This window comes from Flavobacterium sp. WC2416 (genome assembly GCF_041200095.1).
Lineage (GTDB): Bacteria > Bacteroidota > Bacteroidia > Flavobacteriales > Flavobacteriaceae > Flavobacterium.
Map to the genome: position 1 here is coordinate 3,226,653 of NZ_CP165626.1, position 19,892 is coordinate 3,246,544.

At 32.8% G+C, this 19,892-nt stretch carries 24 protein-coding genes; 4 read left to right on the top strand and 20 right to left on the bottom strand.

Going from position 1 to position 19,892, the window contains the following annotated elements:
- Nucleotides 1-4: 4 nt before the first annotated feature.
- On the bottom strand, nt 5-1,288 hold the full coding sequence (locus AB3G39_RS13525; RefSeq protein WP_369765465.1) for an MFS transporter: 1,284 nt from the start codon (nt 1,286-1,288) through the stop codon (nt 5-7).
- A 104-nt stretch (nt 1,289-1,392) separates the two neighbouring features.
- Between AB3G39_RS13525 and bshC the strand changes: the two genes are divergently transcribed.
- Together bshC and AB3G39_RS13535 are read left to right on the top strand one after the other, a co-directional pair.
- Nucleotides 1,393-2,982, top strand: coding sequence for a bacillithiol biosynthesis cysteine-adding enzyme BshC (gene bshC, locus AB3G39_RS13530; RefSeq protein WP_369765466.1), 1,590 nt, complete (start codon nt 1,393-1,395; stop codon nt 2,980-2,982).
- 84 nt (nt 2,983-3,066) lie between these two features.
- Nucleotides 3,067-3,486, top strand: a complete 420-nt coding sequence (locus tag AB3G39_RS13535) for a nucleoside-diphosphate kinase (RefSeq protein WP_367768408.1) — start codon at nt 3,067-3,069, stop codon at nt 3,484-3,486.
- Nucleotides 3,487-3,643: 157 nt separating this feature from the next.
- On the opposite strand, the gene AB3G39_RS13540 is transcribed toward AB3G39_RS13535, so the two are convergent.
- From AB3G39_RS13540 to AB3G39_RS13550, 3 genes are read right to left on the bottom strand one after another with little or no spacing between them, the layout of a single operon-like run.
- On the bottom strand, nt 3,644-3,940 hold the full coding sequence (locus AB3G39_RS13540; RefSeq protein WP_367768404.1) for a DUF721 domain-containing protein: 297 nt from the start codon (nt 3,938-3,940) through the stop codon (nt 3,644-3,646).
- Nucleotides 3,921-4,361, bottom strand: coding sequence for a lipocalin family protein (locus tag AB3G39_RS13545; protein WP_367768401.1), 441 nt, complete (start codon nt 4,359-4,361; stop codon nt 3,921-3,923). Before AB3G39_RS13545 ends, AB3G39_RS13540 begins: the two co-directional genes overlap by 20 nt.
- 4 nt (nt 4,362-4,365) lie before the next feature.
- Nucleotides 4,366-4,593: a hypothetical protein gene (locus tag AB3G39_RS13550; protein ID WP_367768398.1), complete on the bottom strand. Its 228-nt coding sequence runs from the start codon at nt 4,591-4,593 to the stop codon at nt 4,366-4,368.
- On the opposite strand from AB3G39_RS13550, the gene AB3G39_RS13555 reads away from it, so the two are divergent.
- Nucleotides 4,577-5,653, top strand: a complete 1,077-nt coding sequence (locus tag AB3G39_RS13555) for a serine hydrolase domain-containing protein (RefSeq protein ID WP_367768395.1) — start codon at nt 4,577-4,579, stop codon at nt 5,651-5,653. The two genes, AB3G39_RS13550 and AB3G39_RS13555, sit on opposite strands and share 17 nt — an antisense overlap.
- A 61-nt stretch (nt 5,654-5,714) precedes the next feature.
- Here the strand turns inward: AB3G39_RS13555 and AB3G39_RS13560 are convergent, their stop codons facing one another.
- The 16 genes from AB3G39_RS13560 to AB3G39_RS13635 form a co-directional block, all read right to left on the bottom strand.
- Nucleotides 5,715-6,134, bottom strand: a complete 420-nt coding sequence (locus tag AB3G39_RS13560) for a hypothetical protein (protein WP_367768392.1) — start codon at nt 6,132-6,134, stop codon at nt 5,715-5,717.
- The gene (locus AB3G39_RS13565; protein WP_367768390.1) at nt 6,122-6,547 is read right to left on the bottom strand and encodes a GreA/GreB family elongation factor; all 426 of its coding nucleotides are present in this window, start codon (nt 6,545-6,547) and stop codon (nt 6,122-6,124) included. The genes AB3G39_RS13560 and AB3G39_RS13565 overlap by 13 nt, the downstream gene beginning before the upstream one ends.
- A gap of 90 nt (nt 6,548-6,637) precedes the next feature.
- Nucleotides 6,638-7,918: a Glu/Leu/Phe/Val dehydrogenase gene (locus tag AB3G39_RS13570; protein WP_369765467.1), complete on the bottom strand. Its 1,281-nt coding sequence runs from the start codon at nt 7,916-7,918 to the stop codon at nt 6,638-6,640.
- A 6-nt stretch (nt 7,919-7,924) separates the two neighbouring features.
- Entirely contained in the window at nt 7,925-8,149 is a 225-nt protein-coding gene (locus tag AB3G39_RS13575; protein ID WP_367768385.1) for a hypothetical protein, read from the bottom strand.
- Between the two features lie 202 nt (nt 8,150-8,351).
- Complete coding sequence (locus AB3G39_RS13580; protein WP_369765468.1) at nt 8,352-9,689, bottom strand: sigma-54-dependent transcriptional regulator; 1,338 nt, start codon at nt 9,687-9,689, stop codon at nt 8,352-8,354.
- The gene (locus AB3G39_RS13585; protein WP_367768379.1) at nt 9,689-10,786 is read right to left on the bottom strand and encodes a sensor histidine kinase; all 1,098 of its coding nucleotides are present in this window, start codon (nt 10,784-10,786) and stop codon (nt 9,689-9,691) included. The genes AB3G39_RS13580 and AB3G39_RS13585 overlap by 1 nt, the downstream gene beginning before the upstream one ends.
- A gap of 256 nt (nt 10,787-11,042) precedes the next feature.
- A complete protein-coding gene (gene ftsY, locus AB3G39_RS13590) occupies nt 11,043-11,996 on the bottom strand; it encodes a signal recognition particle-docking protein FtsY (RefSeq protein ID WP_369753410.1) in 954 nt (317 codons plus the stop codon).
- Nucleotides 11,997-12,125: 129 nt separating this feature from the next.
- Nucleotides 12,126-12,278 (bottom strand): DUF4295 domain-containing protein, encoded by a 153-nt coding sequence (locus AB3G39_RS13595; protein ID WP_073370281.1) that lies wholly within the window; start codon nt 12,276-12,278, stop codon nt 12,126-12,128.
- Between the two features lie 70 nt (nt 12,279-12,348).
- Nucleotides 12,349-12,531 (bottom strand): 50S ribosomal protein L33, encoded by a 183-nt coding sequence (gene rpmG / locus AB3G39_RS13600; RefSeq protein WP_108740707.1) that lies wholly within the window; start codon nt 12,529-12,531, stop codon nt 12,349-12,351.
- Between the two features lie 31 nt (nt 12,532-12,562).
- Nucleotides 12,563-12,799, bottom strand: coding sequence for a 50S ribosomal protein L28 (gene rpmB, locus AB3G39_RS13605; protein ID WP_072941276.1), 237 nt, complete (start codon nt 12,797-12,799; stop codon nt 12,563-12,565).
- Nucleotides 12,800-12,870: 71 nt separating this feature from the next.
- Nucleotides 12,871-14,124: a CinA family nicotinamide mononucleotide deamidase-related protein gene (locus tag AB3G39_RS13610; RefSeq protein ID WP_369765469.1), complete on the bottom strand. Its 1,254-nt coding sequence runs from the start codon at nt 14,122-14,124 to the stop codon at nt 12,871-12,873.
- 92 nt (nt 14,125-14,216) lie between these two features.
- On the bottom strand, nt 14,217-14,561 hold the full coding sequence (locus tag AB3G39_RS13615; protein WP_367751916.1) for an Hpt domain-containing protein: 345 nt from the start codon (nt 14,559-14,561) through the stop codon (nt 14,217-14,219).
- Nucleotides 14,561-15,172 carry a fumarylacetoacetate hydrolase family protein gene (locus AB3G39_RS13620; protein WP_367768372.1) on the bottom strand — a complete coding sequence of 204 codons (612 nt, stop codon included), beginning with the start codon at nt 15,170-15,172 and terminating at the stop codon, nt 14,561-14,563. The genes AB3G39_RS13615 and AB3G39_RS13620 overlap by 1 nt, the downstream gene beginning before the upstream one ends.
- Before the next feature lie 76 nt (nt 15,173-15,248).
- Nucleotides 15,249-16,019 (bottom strand): exonuclease domain-containing protein, encoded by a 771-nt coding sequence (locus AB3G39_RS13625; RefSeq protein ID WP_367768370.1) that lies wholly within the window; start codon nt 16,017-16,019, stop codon nt 15,249-15,251.
- Nucleotides 16,020-16,137: 118 nt separating this feature from the next.
- Nucleotides 16,138-17,445: a dihydrolipoamide acetyltransferase family protein gene (locus AB3G39_RS13630; protein ID WP_369765470.1), complete on the bottom strand. Its 1,308-nt coding sequence runs from the start codon at nt 17,443-17,445 to the stop codon at nt 16,138-16,140.
- 84 nt (nt 17,446-17,529) lie between these two features.
- Nucleotides 17,530-18,693: a glycosyltransferase family 2 protein gene (locus AB3G39_RS13635; protein WP_369765471.1), complete on the bottom strand. Its 1,164-nt coding sequence runs from the start codon at nt 18,691-18,693 to the stop codon at nt 17,530-17,532.
- A 204-nt stretch (nt 18,694-18,897) separates the two neighbouring features.
- On the opposite strand from AB3G39_RS13635, the gene AB3G39_RS13640 reads away from it, so the two are divergent.
- Entirely contained in the window at nt 18,898-19,887 is a 990-nt protein-coding gene (locus AB3G39_RS13640; protein ID WP_369765472.1) for a T9SS C-terminal target domain-containing protein, read from the top strand.
- Nucleotides 19,888-19,892 lie beyond the last annotated feature (5 nt).

Below are 19,892 nucleotides of genomic sequence, written 5' to 3' on the forward strand. Positions count from 1 at the left end.
TCAACTAAAACTTATGCTCTTTTTTACTAATCATTAACAACGAAAATAAAGAGATACAAGCGGCTGCACTTAAATAGAAACCAACATAAGTCAAACTATAATGTGTCGCCAGCCAAATCGCAATCATAGGTGCAAAAGCGGCCCCGATAATTCCTGCCATATTAAATGCTAAAGATGTCCCCGAATAACGTACATTGGTTGGAAACAATTCCGATAAAAAAGTTCCCAAAGGGCCATACGTAAATCCCATTAAAGTCATTCCAACACATAAAAATAAAGTCACGAGAACGGGATTTCCTGAATTCATGAAAAAAGAAAATATAAAACCAAAAATTGCAATTGCGATTGTGGAATAAATAAGCATTTTTCTACGCCCAATTCGATCCGCAATTAAAGCCGAAATAGGTATAAAAAGGGCAAAAAACAATACTGAAAACAACTGCATCAATAAAAAATCTCTTTTGGAATAACCCAAATCTGAGGTTGCCCAACTCAAAGTAAATACCGTCATTAAATAAAATACCAAGAAGGTAGTAATAGCCGCAAATGTCCCAAAAATCAATTGGTTTTTATAAAATTTTAATAAAGTAAAAAACGGAATTTTCACTTCCTCTTGTTCTATTTTAGCATTTTCGAAAGCGGGGGTTTCAGTAATTTTTAATCGGATGTAAAAACCAACTACAACCAATAAAGAACTGGCTATAAACGGAATTCTCCATCCATAATCAAGGAAAGATTCGGGACTAAGTATATCTGTCAAAATCAAAAAGGTTCCCCCAGAAAGTAATAAACCTATTGGTGCTCCTAATTGCGGAAACATACCATACCAAGCCCGTTTATTGGGTGGAGCATTTTCGATGGCTAATAACACTGCTCCACCCCATTCGCCACCTAAACCAACTCCTTGACCAAAGCGACACAACATTAACAACAAGGGAGCAGCAATCCCAATACTGGCATAACTAGGTAAAAAACCAATACTCACTGTAGAAATTCCCATTGTCAATAAAGCAATTACCAACGTTGTTTTGCGACCTATCTTATCGCCATAATGGCCAAATACCGCTGAACCCAATGGTCGAGAAAGAAAAGCTATTGAAAAAGTGGCTAACGAAAGTAAGACTGAATTGGTACTATTTGAAGACGGAAAAAATAATTGTGGAAAAACCAAAACCGCGGCATTGGCATAAATATAGAAATCAAAAAACTCAATTGTTGTACCAATTAAACTGCTAAAAAGAACATGTTTTAATGAGTTTTCTTTCTTAGAACTTAAATTATCTTTCATTTGTATGTTAAAATATTTCGATAAAATTGATACTATTTTTCGAAAGTAACAAATATATTTTGTTTCAAAAATTTTCGGTATTTTTACATCAAATAAATTCTCTTATGCCTACCGACTGTATCAGCTATCAAAGTTCTGGATATTTTTCTCCCTTAATGAATGATTATTTAGACGAAAAATCAAATTTACAACCCTTATACAATCGATTCCCAAAGTTGGAAAACTTTGAATCGCAAATCATTGAGAAACAAGCTAATTTTAATAATGACTCAAGAGCTACATTGGCTTCTGTTATTGAAAAGCAATATGCTTCTATAGCTATATCACATTTGACAAAACAAAATATTGAAGCATTAAAAGTAAATAATACATTTACAGTAACCACTGGACACCAACTCAATTTATTCAGTGGTCCTTTGTATTTTTTATACAAAATTATTTCTACTATAAATCTTACTGAGGAATTAAAAACAAAATACCCAGCCTATAATTTTGTTCCCATTTATTGGATGGCTACAGAAGATCATGATTTTGAAGAAATCAATTATTTTAATTTCAAAGGTAAAAAATTCAGATGGAATACTGAAAGCACTGGTCCAGTAGGGCGATTATCTACCGAAGGTCTTGAAGCTTTCTTTAAAATATACGAACAAGAATTAGGGACAAGCACTAATGCAAATGCATTAAAAAAACTATTTGAAGATGCGTATCTACAACATCACAATTTAGCCAATGCAACAAGACATTTAGCTAATGCTCTTTTTGGCACCTACGGTTTAGTAATCCTTGATGCAGATGACAAAGACTTAAAAAGAAACTTCATTCCTTATATAAAAGAAGAGTTGCTTCAGCAAACATCTCATAAAGCAGTTTTAGAAACTACAGAAAAATTAAATGAGTACAATATCCAAGTAAATCCAAGAGAGATTAACTTATTTTATATTGAAGATAATTTACGTGAACGTATCATTATAGAAAATAATAAGTATAAAGTAAACAACACCAAAATTGAATTTACAGAAGACGAAATTTTAAAATTATTAAATTCAAACCCCGAAATGTTTAGCCCAAACGTAATCATGAGACCTTTATTTCAGGAAGTAATTCTACCTAATCTTTGCTACATAGGCGGAGGCGGAGAAATAGCCTATTGGTTAGAATTAAAATCTTTTTTCGAGGGGGTAAACATTACTTTTCCTATGTTATTAGTTCGAAACTCCGTACTTCTAGCAACCGAAAAACAAATAAAAAAAGCCGACAAATTAGAGTTAACCTGGTCCGATTTATTTTCAAAACAAAATAATCTTATTGATAAGGTAACGCTGACAGCATCTCCGTTCCCAATCGATTTAACAGTTCAAAAAGAGCAATTGCAAAAACAGTTCGCCGACTTATTTGAACTAGCAAAACAAACCGATAAATCATTTGTGGGAGCAGTGAAAGCACAAGAAGTAAAACAAATAAAAGGATTAGAAAACCTTGAAAAAAGGCTCCTTAAAGCACAAAAAAGGAAATACAGCGAACTTATAGAACGAGCAACCGAATTACAAAACGAATTATTTCCTAACAAAAGTTTACAGGAACGCCAGATTAATTTTTCTGAATTTTACCTCGAGAATGGACCCAATTTAATCCCAAAATTAATTTCACAGTTGCATCCGTTAGATCAAACATTTGAAATTGTTACATTATAGATATAATTAGCGCACTATAATGCGAAAATTGCAACATTATTAAACAAAATAAACTATTTTTGCACAAAATTTAAAAAATAAAAAATGGCTACTAATAGAACATTTACAATGATTAAGCCTGATGCTGTTTCTAACGGACACATCGGAAACATACTTGCAATGATTACTAATGCAGGTTTCAAAATCGTTTCTTTAAAATTAACTCAACTTACGGTTGCTGATGCTCAAGCATTTTATGCTGTTCACGCTGCAAGACCTTTTTATGGTGAATTAGTTGAATTTATGTCAAGAGGACCAATCGTTGCTGCTATTTTAGAAAAAGATAACGCTGTTGAAGATTTCAGAACTCTAATTGGTGCTACTAATCCAGCTGAAGCTGCTGAAGGAACTATCCGTAAAGCATACGCCACTTCAATTGGAGAAAACGCAGTTCACGGTTCTGACAGTGATGAGAATGCAGCTATCGAAGGTGCTTTCCATTTTGCAGGAAGAGAGCAATTCTAGTACTCAGTTTTACGGTTTTTAGAACTCAATCGCTGATTGGATACTAAAAATCATCAAAAAAATATAAAATCCCGTCTCAATAAATCGAGACGGGATTTTTTTATTTACAATCAGAAAAATCTGAAATCTGAAATTGTTAATCAACAATCGCAAATCATTATCTTAAAACAACAGTCGTTACCACTTCTCTCCGAAGCTCTTCATTGATCATTTTCACAATCTTAGCCTTTCCATGACTCAACTCTTCACGCAATACGGATGACGTTAACTCCACATACAAAGTGCTTCCTTTCAAAACTACATTTCGGGTATAGCTATTGACCCCATTTCCCATCAAGTTACTCCAAGCGTCTTTAACATCAATTTGGTCCATTCCTGGTTGCAGTTTATTCACTTGGATTATTTGTTTCAAAACATCCCCTACTGTACTCTGATTATTTAGTCTTTTCGCCATCTCCTGTCAAGTTTATCGGTCCCGTTTTTTTATAATGATATTCCTTATTCTCTGTATTTTTCAACACTAATTCTTTATCTGACAATGCAATTAGTTCCTCACTCCATTTTGCATAATCAGTCCCATAATCCAAATATACTTTGTCTTTATCAAAACGCACATTTACCTTTTCATCCGTATCATTAACTAAAAATGTTCCGTTCAACTGTGGCATTACTTTCTTTCGAATCCCCTTATTATTCGCTATTTCAAAATAGTCGTAGCTTTCATTCATCTTATAGTCCTTGTCTTCCCCTTTGTCAAAAACCACTTTTTCAATTTCCCAATATCCATTGATTTTTACAATATCAGTAGGCTGAATCTTTTGTTGACAACCCACAAAAAAAAGAGATAGTAACAGAATTCTAAACGTGTTTTTCATATAATTATTTTTTAGGAGCTTTTTCCTGCTGTCCGCTGTATCCTCGCAAAAAAGCGAGGGATGCCGCTTCCATCAGGGCTATGGATTTATGGAAATAAATTCTATTTTTTTTTAATACTACAAAGTTAACTTTAAAAAACTCAAACAAAAGAAAAATTGCAAAACACATTAAACTATTTTGCATATTTTTGGTCTTACAAAAAACGTATCCTGCTATGATATCAAAAGCCATTTCTAGTTTGTTTATCCTTTTTTTGTGTATCGGTTGTAGCTCAGAACCTACAACGACTCCTACACCTGCACCAACCGAAACTACTTATTTTCCCCCAACTACTGGAACAACTTGGGAAACAAAATCAATAGCCAGCTTAAACTGGAAACAAACAGCAGTTAAACCATTACTAGACTATTTAGCACTAAAAAACTCAAAATCTTTCATCATCCTTGTCAACGGACGAATTGTAATGGAAAACTATTTCAACGGACATTCAGCAACAACTAATTGGTACTGGGCAAGTGCTGGAAAAACATTAACTTCAACACTCACTGGAATCGCAGAACAAGAAGGCTACTTAAACATTAATAATAAAGTATCTGATTATATTGGCATAGGATGGACTAGTTTGCCTATATCCAAAGAAAACTTGATTACTAATAAACATTTACTAACCATGACTTCTGGAATAGAAGATATTGACAACGGCGACGCAGTAGATCCAGCAAGTCTTACTTACAAAGCAGATGCAGGAACCCGCTGGGCTTATCACAATGTATACGTAAAACTACAAGATGTAATTGCTAAAGCATCAAATCAAACTTGGAACACTTATTTCAATACAAGATTAAGAGATAAAATAGGAATGGATGGCACTTGGTTTCAATCAGGTAATAATTCCGTTTATGCCAGTACAACACGAAGTATGGCTCGTTTCGGACTTTTAATGGCCAATAAAGGAAAATGGGATAATACTACAATCCTAAACGAAAACTATTTTAATGCTACCACAAACACTTCACAAAACATCAATTTAGGTTACGGCTATTTATGGTGGTTGAACGGAAAAAGTAGCTACCATTTACCGCAATCACAATTACAGTTCTCTGGAAGTATAATTCCTTCTGCACCCAACGATATGTTTATGGCATTAGGTAAAAATGATCAAAAAATATACATCATCCCTAGCAAGAATATGGTAGTCATCAGAATGGGAGATGCTGCAGATAATGTCAATCTCGCTTTATCTGATTTTGACGATGTACTTTGGCAAAAAATAAGTGCTTTATACCAATAAAAAAACACATTTGAATTTACTCCAAATGTGTTTTCAACCAAAAGTAAACCACAAACTTTTTTTATATTTTATCGTCGAGACAATTGTCAAAAAACAAAATAATATTCATCTTATAAAATCGATAAGCCGAAAAATGACTCTCAATATCTTTTCTAAACTTTGTATGATTATTCAAATAGAATGTTTCGCATTGAACATCATCACATTCCTTTATTTTACTCAACTTATTTACAAAATCCAATAATAAATTGTAATAGGATTCATTTATTTCTTTAACATACGTCAAGTCATTAATTAAATCATCTTTTCCTTGTTGATTGGGATTCAAATTTTTAAAAATAGATGAAGTCAACATTCTTTTAAAAAAAAGAATTTCTACCCTAATAATAGAAATGTCTTCTTTCCAAAGTTCAATATCTTTATCCATAAACTTCATCTGAATCTCCTCAACCGTCTCGTGTTTATAAATTAAATCTTCCATATGATTTCTTTATTTAATAGGCAATTTTCTTGTGAAACTGAAATAATTTCTATCGTATTAATACCTGTAGGGAATTTCCAAATAATTGTATCTCCATTGGCGTAACCAAAAAGTGCTAATGCCATTGGGGATAAAATCGAAATTTTATTTTGTTTAATATTACTCTTTTCTGGAGTTACAATTTGATAACAGCATTCCACATTAAATGGAGTCTTGATCTTAACAATTGAATTATACCTTATCACGTCTTCCGGAATGGTGTTATAATTCATTAACTTAGCCGTCAACATTTCGGCTTTCAATTTTTTGATTGAATCTCTATAAATCTGATCTTCGTGACTCCGTGAATTCGCTATACTTTGCATCAATAAACCGTACTCCTTTTCATCTATTATTAATTGACCGTATTTCATAATTTATTCATGTTATAGTAACAATAAACCTTTATAGTAATGAAGAGCAACTATAAAGGCCCTATTTAAATTTAACAAATTAAAAATCGATTATGGAAATATACCTCTTTGAATGTAAGCAGTTTCAATCCTAGTAATCGCTAAAATATATGCCGCCGTTCTCCAATCAATTTTTCCCTCTATTACTAGTCCATCAACTTTGTAGAATACCTCTGTGAGTTTTTTATCAATCTTTTGCATCACTTCTTCCAATTGCCAAAGTTCTCCATTCTTATTTTGCAACCACTCAAAATAACTTCCTATCACTCCTCCTGAATTACATAGAATATCTGGTATAATGGTAATCCCATTTTGCAATAATATTTTTTCACCTTCCATATCGATTGGTCCATTTGCCCCTTCAGCCACAACATCCGCTTTTACTAAATAAGCATTTTCCTCCGTAATTTGGTTTCCTAATGCTGCGGGAATAAGGATATCACATGGAAGCCCAAAAAACAATTCAGGATTAATTTCCTCAGCTCCTGCGAATCCCTTGATTGATCCTTTTCTTGGTTTTGAATGTTCAAATAAATCTTCGACCGTAATTCCATTTTCATTAATAATAGTGGCGTGAGCATCTTGTACAGCAAGTAAAATTGCTCCTTCACTTGTTAAAAAATGAGAAGTCCAGTATCCCACATTACCAAAACCTTGAACAATAAATCGTTTTCCTTTCAAGTTTTCCCCCTTACTTTTATACAATAATTTAATAGTTAAATACACTCCATAACCAGTAGAACGATTTCTTCCTTCTAACCCACCAGATCCCACTGGCTTTCCTGTAACTACATGTTGATTACGAGAGCGTTCCGAAGTTGATTTAGTAGACATAAAAGTATCTGCCATCCATGCCATCGTTTGCTCATTTGTATTAACATCTGGAGCTGGAATATCATGATCGGGACCTATATTTTCACCTAGGGCATAAGTAAAACGTCTTGTTATTCGCTCTAGTTCCCCTATAGAATAGTCTCTTGGATCAATTTGAATTCCACCTTTGGCACCACCATAAGGTAATCCTGCCAATGAAGTTTTCCATGTCATCCACATAGCTAGCGCCTTCGCGTCTTCAACATCTACAGTTGGATGGTAACGCAACCCTCCCTTATATGGTCCTAATGCATTATTATGCTGTACACGATATCCTGTAAAAATCTTAACTTCACCTGTGTCCATTTTTACAGGAAAATGAAGAATAATTTCATTGTTTGTTATTGATAAAATATTTCTAATATTTGGATTTAATTTAATGGCATCAGCCGTTTTATTAAACTGATACATTACATTATCTAACATACTTTTTTTAGCTACCTCTTTTATATCTATCATTTTCTCTTATTTATAATGTTCACAAAACACTTTATTATTTCCTTGCCACGCACAATGCGCTTTTTTATCACAATTAATGCACAACCCTCTAATCACATCATTTGCTGAAACCAATTTTCCTTCTGTAATAAAAGAGAAATTAACATCAATAATTCTTTTGTCCTCTCTAATTTTTGAATCGATGACTATAGGAACATGATCAATTCCTTGTTTACTTAATGCGTTCATCATTTATAATTTTAATTCTTGTTTATATAAAAACAGTTGTTTTCCCTAACAATAGACAAATGATATGCCAATCGAATATTTAGCGCATACCAAAAACAACAAACCCCTTAAAATTAAGGGGTTTAAGAAAAATAAAATGATATTATGTGAAAAATAACTGAGGAGAAATTACCCGATATAGGAGAATTTACCCGCTAAAAAAAAGCTAGTTATCTAATTTTTGACGAAGCGTTTTTCGATCAATTTGAAGAATCTCTGCCGCTCGTGTTTTATTATTATCAACTGCCAAAAGCACTTTAAGAATATGTGCTTTCTCAATGTCTTTTAGCGACTTCAACTCTTCTTTTTCAAAAGGCATCGGATATTTTAAATATTCTGGAACATCACTAACCTCAATTTGCTCATTACTCATGATGATCATTCTTTGAACAACATTTTCAAGCTCCCTGACATTTCCCGGCCAAGAATGACGCAATAAAACCTTTATTACTTTATCAGAAATTGTAATATTTGGTTTATTATATTCATTACCATATTTTGTAAGAAAAGTGGTCAAGAGCAGCTTTATATCATCTTTTCTTAGTCTTAAAGGTGGAGTTTCAATATTAACAACATTTAATCTATAGTAAAGGTCTTCACGAAAACTCCCGTTATTAGACATTTCATAAAGATCATTATTTGTAGCAGTGATTATTCTCAATTCCACTTTTTGTGCTTTTTGAGAGCCTATCATACACACTTCTTTTTCTTGTAAAACTCGCAACAATCGAGTTTGAACATTCAACGGTGCTGTACCAATTTCATCTAAAAAAATAGTGCCACCATCTGCAGCTTGAAAAAAACCTCCTCTAGTTTCATTAGCACCCGTAAAAGCTCCTTTTACATAACCAAAAAGCTCCGACTCCATTAAATTCTCAGGTATTGCACCACAATTGACAGCAATAAAAGGTTTTGAAGAAAATATTCCTTTATAATGAATTGCTCTAGCTACCAATTCCTTTCCAGTACCGCTTTCTCCTTGGATAAGTATCGTTGCTCGATTATCCTTTACACGTTGAATTAAATCAATTAACTCAACAATTTGCTGTGACTGACCGACGATACCAGCATATTCCATATTAGTATCGACACTAAGGCTTTTAACTACTGCAATACTATTATTGATTTTTTCTTTAGAATCAATCAAATTTTGCACCGCTTTTTTGAGTTCCTCATTAGTAAATGGTTTGGCTAAATAGTCTATGGCTCCAGACTTAACTGCTTCAACAGCACTGTCAACAGAAGGAAACCCTGTAATTACAAGTTTTGGAATCAAGGGAAAATGCTCTCTAACATATTTGATTAACTCAATTCCATTTATACCAGGCATCTGTAAATCCGTAATCAATAAATCAATAGTACTTAATTTTAAAATTTCAATTGCCTCTGTTACCGAAGATGCCTTATAAGTATGAAAATTTTGAGCTTTTAAATTGCGATGAAGCAACTCAAGCATATCATAGTTATCATCTACTATTAAAATATTTTCTTTCTTTAATTTCATTAAGACATTTTTAAAGGTAATCTAACTTGAAAAATAGTTCCATTAGGATGATTGTCCCTGGTAGAAATATCTCCTTTATGGCTTTTAACAATCCCGTGGACCACGCTCAAACCTAATCCCGAACCTTCGCCTATAGGCTTAGTAGTAAAGAAAGGTTCAAAAATCTTAGACTTATAAGCATTATTGATCCCAGGACCTTGGTCTCCTATTTCGATAACAAAATGATCTTCGACAGTATATACACTAACTTTAATTACTGTATTCAGTGGGGAGACATAGATCGAATTTATCAAGATATTAAATAAAACTTGAGTAAGTTGAATGGGATCAAGTTGCGCTTCTAATTCTAAATCCTTAAAATCGACTTCATAACTTAGACCTGCTTTTTTAAAATTAGGTCCTAATAAGCTCAAAGCATCTGTAACTATGGGCGTAATTTTTACAAATTTCATGTTTTGTGGCATCTCACAAGAAAAAAACATCAGTTTTTTCACAACCTCCCTAGAATAAATAGCTGCTTTAATAATCTTTGCACTATCCATTTGTGATTGTTTTTCTGTAGTTCTTTCTTTAATAAATTCCGCAAAACCAAGAATATTACCAAGTGGAGTATTCAATTCATGAGCTATTCCTGCAGTTATTTCACCAAGAATAGAAAGTCGATCGACACGCTCGGCACTTCTCTTTAAAAGCTCTTCTTTGTCTTTATTTAAATGTCTCTCATAAAAAACACTAATATCTGAAGACACTTTATTAAGTAGCTTTTCTTCATCACCCAAAAAATGTTTTTTAGAAAATTGTCCGGATGGATAATGCACTTTAATATACCCTTTTTTCTCATTAAAAATAGAAATGGAAGATTTTTGAAAAACGGTATGTTCTGGAATTGTAGCCGTAGTATGGTAATAAGAATCCAACTCTAACTCTACGATTGAATCATTAGAAAATCGCCAAGCGCATTTTAAGATGGAACAAATTTTATCTAAAATATTTGTAACAGAATCTTCATGTTGCATTATTACTGAAGAAACATCATATAAACAAGATAATTCTTTAATCCTTTCTTTAAGAATTTCTTCGGTAGATATAAAATCCATAACTCATAATGTGCTAATTATTGAAAAATAAAACAAACTATAGCTTTTCAAATTATTTCTTTAAATAGGCCTATTGCTTTTTTAACCTCTTGGTAAAACCAATAACAAAAAAACCAATACCCAATACTAATAATAAATAATAGAAAATTATATTATAATTACGAACAACATTGGCAATCACAAAGCAAACAACACTTATTAAATAAAGATAAATACTGCTTAAATTTTTAATCGAAGAAAAATTCATGGGATTCTTTTATTTGAAAAAACTATCTACAAATTCAAATTTATTAAAGACTTGCAAATCTTCAATTCCTTCACCAACTCCAATATATTTAACAGGAATTTTAAATTGATCCGAGATACCAATAACAACGCCACCTTTGGCCGTTCCGTCAAGTTTAGTAATTGCAAGTGAAGTAACCTCTGTAGCTGCTGTAAACTGTTTTGCTTGTTCAAAAGCATTTTGACCAGTAGAACCATCTAAAACTAATAAAACATCATGAGGAGCATCAGCTACCACTTTTTGCATTACACGTTTTACTTTTGTTAATTCATTCATCAAGTTTATTTTATTATGCAAACGACCAGCAGTATCAATAATAACAATATCTGCTCCTTGAGCAACAGCCGATTGTAAAGTATCAAAAGCTACTGAAGCGGGATCACTTCCCATATTTTGTCTTACAATAGGAACTCCTACTCTATCTGCCCAAATTTGCAACTGATCAATGGCTGCGGCACGAAAAGTATCTGCAGCACCTAGAACAACATTGTAACCTTGTTTTTTGAATTGGTAAGCTAATTTACCTATAGTAGTCGTTTTTCCTACTCCATTTACACCTACTACCATTAAAACATATGGTTTAGTTTGTATAGGAATAACAAATTCAGTTGCTTCACCAGTATTTGTTTCTGATAATAAAGCAGCAATTTCTTCTTGTAAAATTTGATTGAGTTCTTCTATACCAAGGTATTTATCTGAAGCTACACGATTTTCAATACGTGTAATTATTTTTAAGGTAGTATCAACTCCCACATCAGAAGAAACGAGTATTTCTTCCAAATTGTCTAAAACAGCATCATCTACTTTAGATTTCCCTGCAACAGCTTTACTTAATTTACTAAAAAAAGTTGTTTTTGATTTTTCAAGACCTTTATCTAAGGTCTCTTTTTTTTCAGATGAAAAGATTCTTTTAAAAAAACTCATGGTATTATACAGTATTAAATATAAATCATTAGGCTCAATGAACTAATACGATTTCCTAATCGGTAAAGATAGAAAATAAAAAAGCTACTTCCGAATGAAAGTAGCTTTTCTATATAATGCTTTTCTTAATTATTTCTTTTTCAAGAATTCATCAACAGCTTCAGGAGCCATAATAGATTCTACGAATGTATATGCACCTGTTTTAGGAGATTTCACCATTTTGATGGCTTTTGATAATCTCTTAGAAGATGTCTGTAACGATGCTACGGTTTTCTTTGCCATGATTCTATGTTATTTGTATTTTAAAAAATCTATAATGATATCATTTTAGATTGTATTCAAAATGCTATTATTATTTAATTTCTTTGTGAACAGTTACTCTTTTCAAAACTGGATTAAATTTTTTAATCTCTAATCTATCTGGAGTGTTTTTTTTGTTCTTAGTTGTAATGTATCTTGAAGTTCCTGCAACACCAGTTGTTTTGTGCTCAGTACATTCTAAAATTACTTGGATTCTATTACCTTTCTTTGCCATCTTGCTATTTTTTTATATTGGAATTTAAAGATTATTTAATAAATCCTTGTGACTGTGCTTTTTTCAAAACAGCTGCAATTCCATTTTTGTTAATTGTTTTTATCGTAGATGCTGCTACTCTAAGAGTAATCCATCTATCTTCTTCTGGAAGATAAAAACGCTTTTTCACTAAGTTAACAGAAAATTTTCTCTTAGTTTTATTCATAGCGTGAGAAACGTTATTTCCTACCATCGCTCTTTTACCTGTAAGGTCACAAACTCTTGACATTATACTTATCTTTTATCGTTATTCAAAATCAGGGTGCAAAGAAAAGAAAAATAAACGGATGAAGCAAAAAATTACAGCACATTTTTTAAAATTTCTTTCCTTAATAATTCTAAACTCTTAAACACTGCTCTATCTATCACTTTTTCACGTGGTTGGCCAAAATTATGTTCTTCAACAATTACTTCGCGTGGAGTTGCCAATGCAATAAAAACCGACCCAATTTCAGCATTTCCGTCTCCTTTTGTTGGTCCAGCGTTTCCAGTTGTCGCTATTGCATAATCTGTTTTCATCAACCTTTTTGCACTCAACGCCATTGCCGAAACCACTTCACTACTCACTACAGAATACTCTTGTATCAGCTCTTCTGGAATACCTAAAACAGCAATTTTAGCTTCTGTCGCATACGAAACTACACTCCCTTTGAAATAATGTGATGCTCCAGGAACAGATGTCAGTAGCGCTGCAATCGAACCACCTGTACAACTTTCGGCAGTAGCTATCGTTTTACCCTGTTTCTTGAGCATTTGCCCTATGATTACCTCAATTGTTTCCTCCTCTTCAAATCCTACAATAATATCATGAATAATTGCATCTAGTGAAACGATATATTCTTCGATTACATTCTCTAACAATTCTTTATTTGTACCACGTGCCGAAAGACGCAATCTTACTCTTCCTGGACTTGGTAAATAAGCTAGCTTCAAAAATTCAGGAAGACTGTTTTCCCAGTTTTCAATTCGTTCCGAAACCATACTTTCTCCTTGTCCATAGGTAAGAATTGTTTTATGGATTATATAAGGTCGTTTGTATTCTTTTACAACTTTTGGAATAATTTCATTTTCAACCAAGTATTTCATTTCATAAGGCACACCAGGTAGCGAAATAAAAACAGTATTTTCTTTTTTCATCCACATTCCTGGAGCTGTACCTACTTGATTATGAAGCACAGTACATTTTGAAGGAACAAGCGCTTGGTCTTTATTAATTTGCGTTATTTCTCGTTTATAGAAGCCTTCAATTAACTGAGTAACATGAGCTAAAACCTCTTGATTTACAACCAATTCATCTTCAAAATAATCACAAAAAGTTTTTTTGGTCACATCATCTTTTGTAGGCCCTAATCCACCTGTTATAACAACTAGATCAACTTTATTTTGAAGTGCTGAAAACGTATCCAAAATATGATTTTTATCATCTCTTATAGAAACCATTTCATTAATTTCTACTCCTATCCTATCTAAGGATTTAGCAATAAAAGCAGAATTAGTATCTACAATTTGCCCTATTAAAATTTCATCACCTATAGTAACTATGGTTGCTTTCATTATCGATATGAATTTAGGATTTGCTGTATAAATAAAATCAACATTCATTAAAAATGAATGTTGATTTATATTACTTAAAAAAGACTAATAAACTAAAGATCAAAGTCTTTTTTTATTTCTTTTATAGCGTCATTAACTTGTGTTTTAATACTTTTAAAAGTATCTTCAATATCTTTCTTTTTTCCTTCCGTTTTTGTCCAAGCTTCCAATTGAAGAATTTCTTCAAAAGCGACATTCAACCCTAAAAGATCTAGAGTTGGTTTTATTTTATGCGCATAAGCATACGCATGCTTATGGTCTTTCTTTTTAATTCCTTCTTTGATTTGCAATAAATCATCTGGAACTTCGGTTACGAACAAGGTCAGAATTTCATTTACAAATTCTGAATCGTTATCTGAAAGTGCGTACACTTTTGAAAGGTTGTAATTTAAAGCCATTATTTTACCTGTATTCTAAATAGTTTATGTCCTTCTAAAAATCCTTCTAATACATCATCTGGTTTTACGGCAGCAACTCCTGCTGGCGTTCCCGTAAAAATAATATCCCCTATTTTTAATGTAAAATATTGAGAAACATGAGAAATAAGCTCGTCAATATTCCATAACATTAAACTAGAATCTCCTATTTGAACTGATTTGTCATTATTAGTTAGTTCAAAAGTAATATTTTCTAACGAACTAAATTGCTCTTTTGGTAAAAAATCTCCTATAACTGCTGACCCATCGAATGCTTTAGCTTTCTCCCAAGGCAATCCTTTTGCTTTTAAAGACTGTTGTAAGTCCCTAGCCGTAAAATCGATTCCAACACTAATTTCATCATAATACTTATGAGCAAACTTTGACTCAATATACTTTCCAACCTTATTTATTTTTACAATAATTTCGATTTCGTGATGTATATCTTCCGAAAATTCAGGAATCACAAACGGATGTTGTTTTAATAAAATTGCTGAATCAGGCTTCATGAAAACTACGGGTTCCGCAGGACGCTCATTTTGCAATTCTTCTATATGGTCGACATAATTCCTACCAATGCAGATGATTTTCATATCTTGGTTTTTTATTATTAGCTTATCAGTTCTGGGTTTTGAGAATACCTAACACCCAATACCGACAACCTTATACCTATTTAGTATTCAATTTTCTAAGTTTGATTGCCGTTAAAACTTTTTTAGTATATAAAGGAAAATCAGCATTTTGAATCCAGCTAAAATAGCCTGGTTCCTTCTCTAAAATAGTATCTACTTTTACTCCTTTATGTTTTCCAAAAGAAAATATTTCATTCCCTTCTTTATCAAAAGATATCATTCCAGCAAAATCAGCTATTTTTTTTCTAGTAGAAAATTCAGACAATAATTTCATATCATTATCTAAATCTGGATAACGTTCTAATTGTGCTTTAAGAATTTCATAGGTCGCCATAGTATCTGCTTCTGCTGAATGCGCATTTTCTAAATCTGTTCCACAGTAAAACTTCAAAGCAGCACTTAAAGTACGTTCTTCTTTTTTGTGGAAAATAGTTTGAACATCAACTGAAACACGATTTTTCATGTCAAAATCAACTCCCGCTCGCAACATTTCTTCCGCTAATAATGGAATATCGAATCGATCAGAATTAAACCCTGCCAAATCACTGTCTTTGATCATATTATAAACCGCCGCAGCCAACTCGTTAAATGTGGGTTCATTTGCCACCTTCTCATCAGTGATTCCATGAACCGCAGTAGTTTGTGGAGGAATAGGAATCGTAGGATTCACTAACCAAGTTTTACTTTCTTTATTTCCGTTTGGAAAAACTTTGAATATTGATATTTCTACAATTCTGTCTTTTCCAATATCAATTCCTGTAGTTTCAAGATCGAAAAAGCAAATTGGTTTACTGAGTTTAAGTTCCATTTTTTAATTTTGTGTGTCTACAAATATAGAAAATTGGGTTCAAAATTCGGTATAACATTAAAAAAGAAAACCCGATAAATATAAAATTTATCGGGTTCCTTCTTAATTATTGTGTGAATTAAACATCTCTATTTACATCAAATGCTTCAAGATACTCAGCAACTCTTTTTACAAAACTACCTCCAAGAGCTCCATCTACAACACGATGATCGTAACTGTGTGACAAAAACATCTTTTGACGAATACCTATAAAATCTCCTTCTGGAGTTTCAATAACTGCCGGCATTTTTCTGATAGCACCAAGTGCTAGAATCCCTACTTGTGGTTGATTCAAAATTGGCGTTCCAAAAACACTTCCAAAAGTCCCCACATTCGTCACCGTATACGTTCCGCCTTGTGTATCGTCTGGTTTTAATTTTCCTGCTTTAGCACGTCCGCCTAAATCATTTACTGCCTTTGCCATTCCTACTAGATTCAGCTGATCTGCATTTTTAATAACAGGAACAATTAAATTCCCGTTTGGCAATGAAGCAGCCATACCAAGGTTAATATTTTTCTTTTTGATTATAAAATCACCATCCACAGAAATATTCATTCCAGGGTAATCTTTTATCGCTTTTGCAACTGCTTCCATAAATATAGGAGTATAAGTCAACTTCTCTCCTTCTCTCTTTTCGAAAGCCAATTTATTTTTCTCTCTCCATTTTACGATGTTTGTCACATCAACTTCAATGAATGATTGTACATGGGCTGACGTTTGCACTGAAGCAACCATATAACCCGCAATCAACTTACGCATCCTGTCCATCTCGACAATTTCATCACCACCACTTAAAGAAACTGGTGCTGCTTTTTGTGCAACTGGTGCAGAAGTTTGAACTGGAGCAGGAGTTACTATCGCTTTTACTGGAGCAGCTACTGATTGATTTCCTTTATTTTTAACGTATTCTAAAATATCACTTTTTGTAACTCTTCCATCTTTGCCTGTCCCTGCAATCAATTCTAATTCCGCTACAGAAACGCCTTCTTCTTTAGCAATATTCTTGACCAATGGAGAAAAGAATTTATCAGATTCTGAATAATCAGAGGTTGCAACACTTTCTTTAGCTGCGTCCACCGTTTTTTCCACTGCTGCCACCTCAGCCGGAGCTTCAGCTTCACTAACAACAGGAGTTACATCTCCACCTTCCGTTTCAATGATAGCGATTGTTTGTCCCACTTGAACTAAATCGTCTTTTCCAAACAATTTTTCAACTAGAATCCCAGAAACTTCACTAGGCACTTCGCTGTCTACCTTATCAGTAGCAATTTCGAGCACCGCCTCATCTGCTTCGATTGCATCACCTACTTCTTTCAACCAATTTGTAATGGTTGCTTCTGCTACACTTTCTCCCATTTTAGGAAGTTTTAATTCAAATCTTGCCATATTGTTAACCTAAAAGGTGATTTTGTTTTACAGTTTGCGAAATTACTAAATATTTTATATATAAATTACATTAAGTGTAATTTTTCATTCAATTTTTATAATCTCACCTCTTTCATTACTATTATTGCTTCCTATCAAAAAATTAGCTTTTTTAGGGCGCATTTTAAAGGTAAGCTCCTTACTTTTAGAAGATTCAATAATTGCTATACATTCTTTAAAAGAAATAAATTCATTATCTAGAATAATTTCGACCGCTTTAGCGCTTCTATAAGAAGACGAAATTACCATTTTTTCTGTTTTCAAATTGTGAAACACCACTTTTTTTTGCAAAATTAAAGTCAGCTTATTTGCCAATTCTTCATCTGAAGAATAAAGCAGATACGATTTTGGAGCTTTTTTAATTATAGAATGCCCCTGTATTCTTTTTGCGAAAGAAAAAAAATAACTACCTATGTTCATAAAAAGTGTAAATAGCGGGGCAACTTTGAAATGCTTTTTATAAAAAAACTGCATGGCTTCTTGAAACCGTTTCATGTAGATTTCATCTTTTAAAGTACTCTCTCCTTTATAGTGTATAACGGTAGTTTCATGAAAATAATAATTAAAACTACCCTTTTTCAAAGCTCTATAAGATAAATCAATATCATCGGAATACATAAAACAATCTTCGTCAAATCCACCAAGCTCCTGATAGAATCCTCTTTTCATTACCATAAAAGCACCAACTAAAATATCCACTTTTCCATTTTCATTTTTCGATAGCTGTTGGGCGTAATATTTCCCGAAAATTCTTGATCTAGGAAAAATTTTATACAAACCTGCGATTTTGGTAAAAGCAACCCATGGTGTTGGAACTCCTCGTTTACATTCTGGCAAGAAATTCCCTGAACCATCAATAAATCGACACCCCACAATTCCTAGGTTGTCTTGACCTTTAGCGAAAGCTAAAATTTTAACAAAAGTATCTTCCGCAACTACTGTATCTGGATTAAGAATACATATAAATTCTCCTTTTGCTTCTGCTACTCCAATATTATTTCCTTTAGAAAAACCTACATTCTCTTTATTTTGAACGAGTTTGACATGGGGAAATAGTGCTTTAATCATCTCACAACTACCGTCATCCGAGTTATTGTCAATTACAATAATTTCGCTATCAATATTTGTAAGCGCACTTTGCACACTTAAAACACAGAGTTCTAAAAAATAGCGGACATTATAATTAAGGATGATTACTGATAATTGCATGAATCAAAGATATATCTAATGAATCAAAGACACAAAGTTTCAAATTAAAAACACTATTTCCAATTTAGCCCTGATAGAACCGATATCCTTTGCGAGGAACGAGCAAAGATAAAGGTGAAAGCAGGAACTTTGCCTGCAAATAATGCCTAATGATTCGCTCCAAATTATTAAAATAATCATTTAGAAACGATTACTTTTGAAAATATGAAAACAGTACTCCTATTCTTTTTCCTTTTTATAACGGCAACATATGCCCAAATTTCGGGTTGTACTGATCCACTTTCTATAAATTACAATTCATTAGCCACAATAAATGACGGCAGTTGTCGCTATCGTTCTACGAAAATTAAGCCAGTTTATTCTGCTTCTCTTCCTAAAAATTTAAATGAAAGTTCGGGTTTAACCCAAAGTAATTCGCTGTTATGGACTATTAATGACGATACCGATACTGCACTTTATGCGCTAGATACTTCAGGAAATATCAAACAAAAAGTGGTACTAAAAAACGTATCCAATAAAGACTGGGAAGAAATTTCGCAGGACAGTAGCTATTTTTACATTGGTGATTTTGGGAATAATGTGTCTGGAAACCGAAAAGACTTGCATATTCTAAGAATCGAAAAAAAATCAATTGATTCAATCGACCAAAAGATAGATACCATTTCTTTTTCGTACTCTGACCAAACTAATTTCACTCCCTTGCAACCCAATACTACTAATTTTGATTGTGAAGCTTTTATTATTACAAACGACAGTATTTATTTGTTTACCAAAGAATGGAATAACCAAAACACCAGCGTTTACTCTTTACCAAAAACACCCGGAAATTATATTGCACAATACAAAGAGACCTTTAAAATAAAAGGATTGGTCACAGGAGCAACCTATTTACCTTCACAAAACGGTATTGCTTTATGCGGTTACAGCAAAACTTTACAGCCTTTTGTTTACCTGCTTTATAATTACACTAAAACCAGTTTTTTTAATGGAAATAAGCGAAAAATAAAACTCCAACTTCCTTTTCATCAAATTGAAGGAATTGCCACTCCAGATGGGTTGCATTATTATTTAACGAATGAAAATTTTTCTAGAAAACCATGGATTAATTCTCCCCAAAAATTACATCAATTTGACTTAAGTACTTATTTGTCTCTGTATCTGGTAAAAGAATTCCCTATTAAAAGCTTAGAATAAGTTAA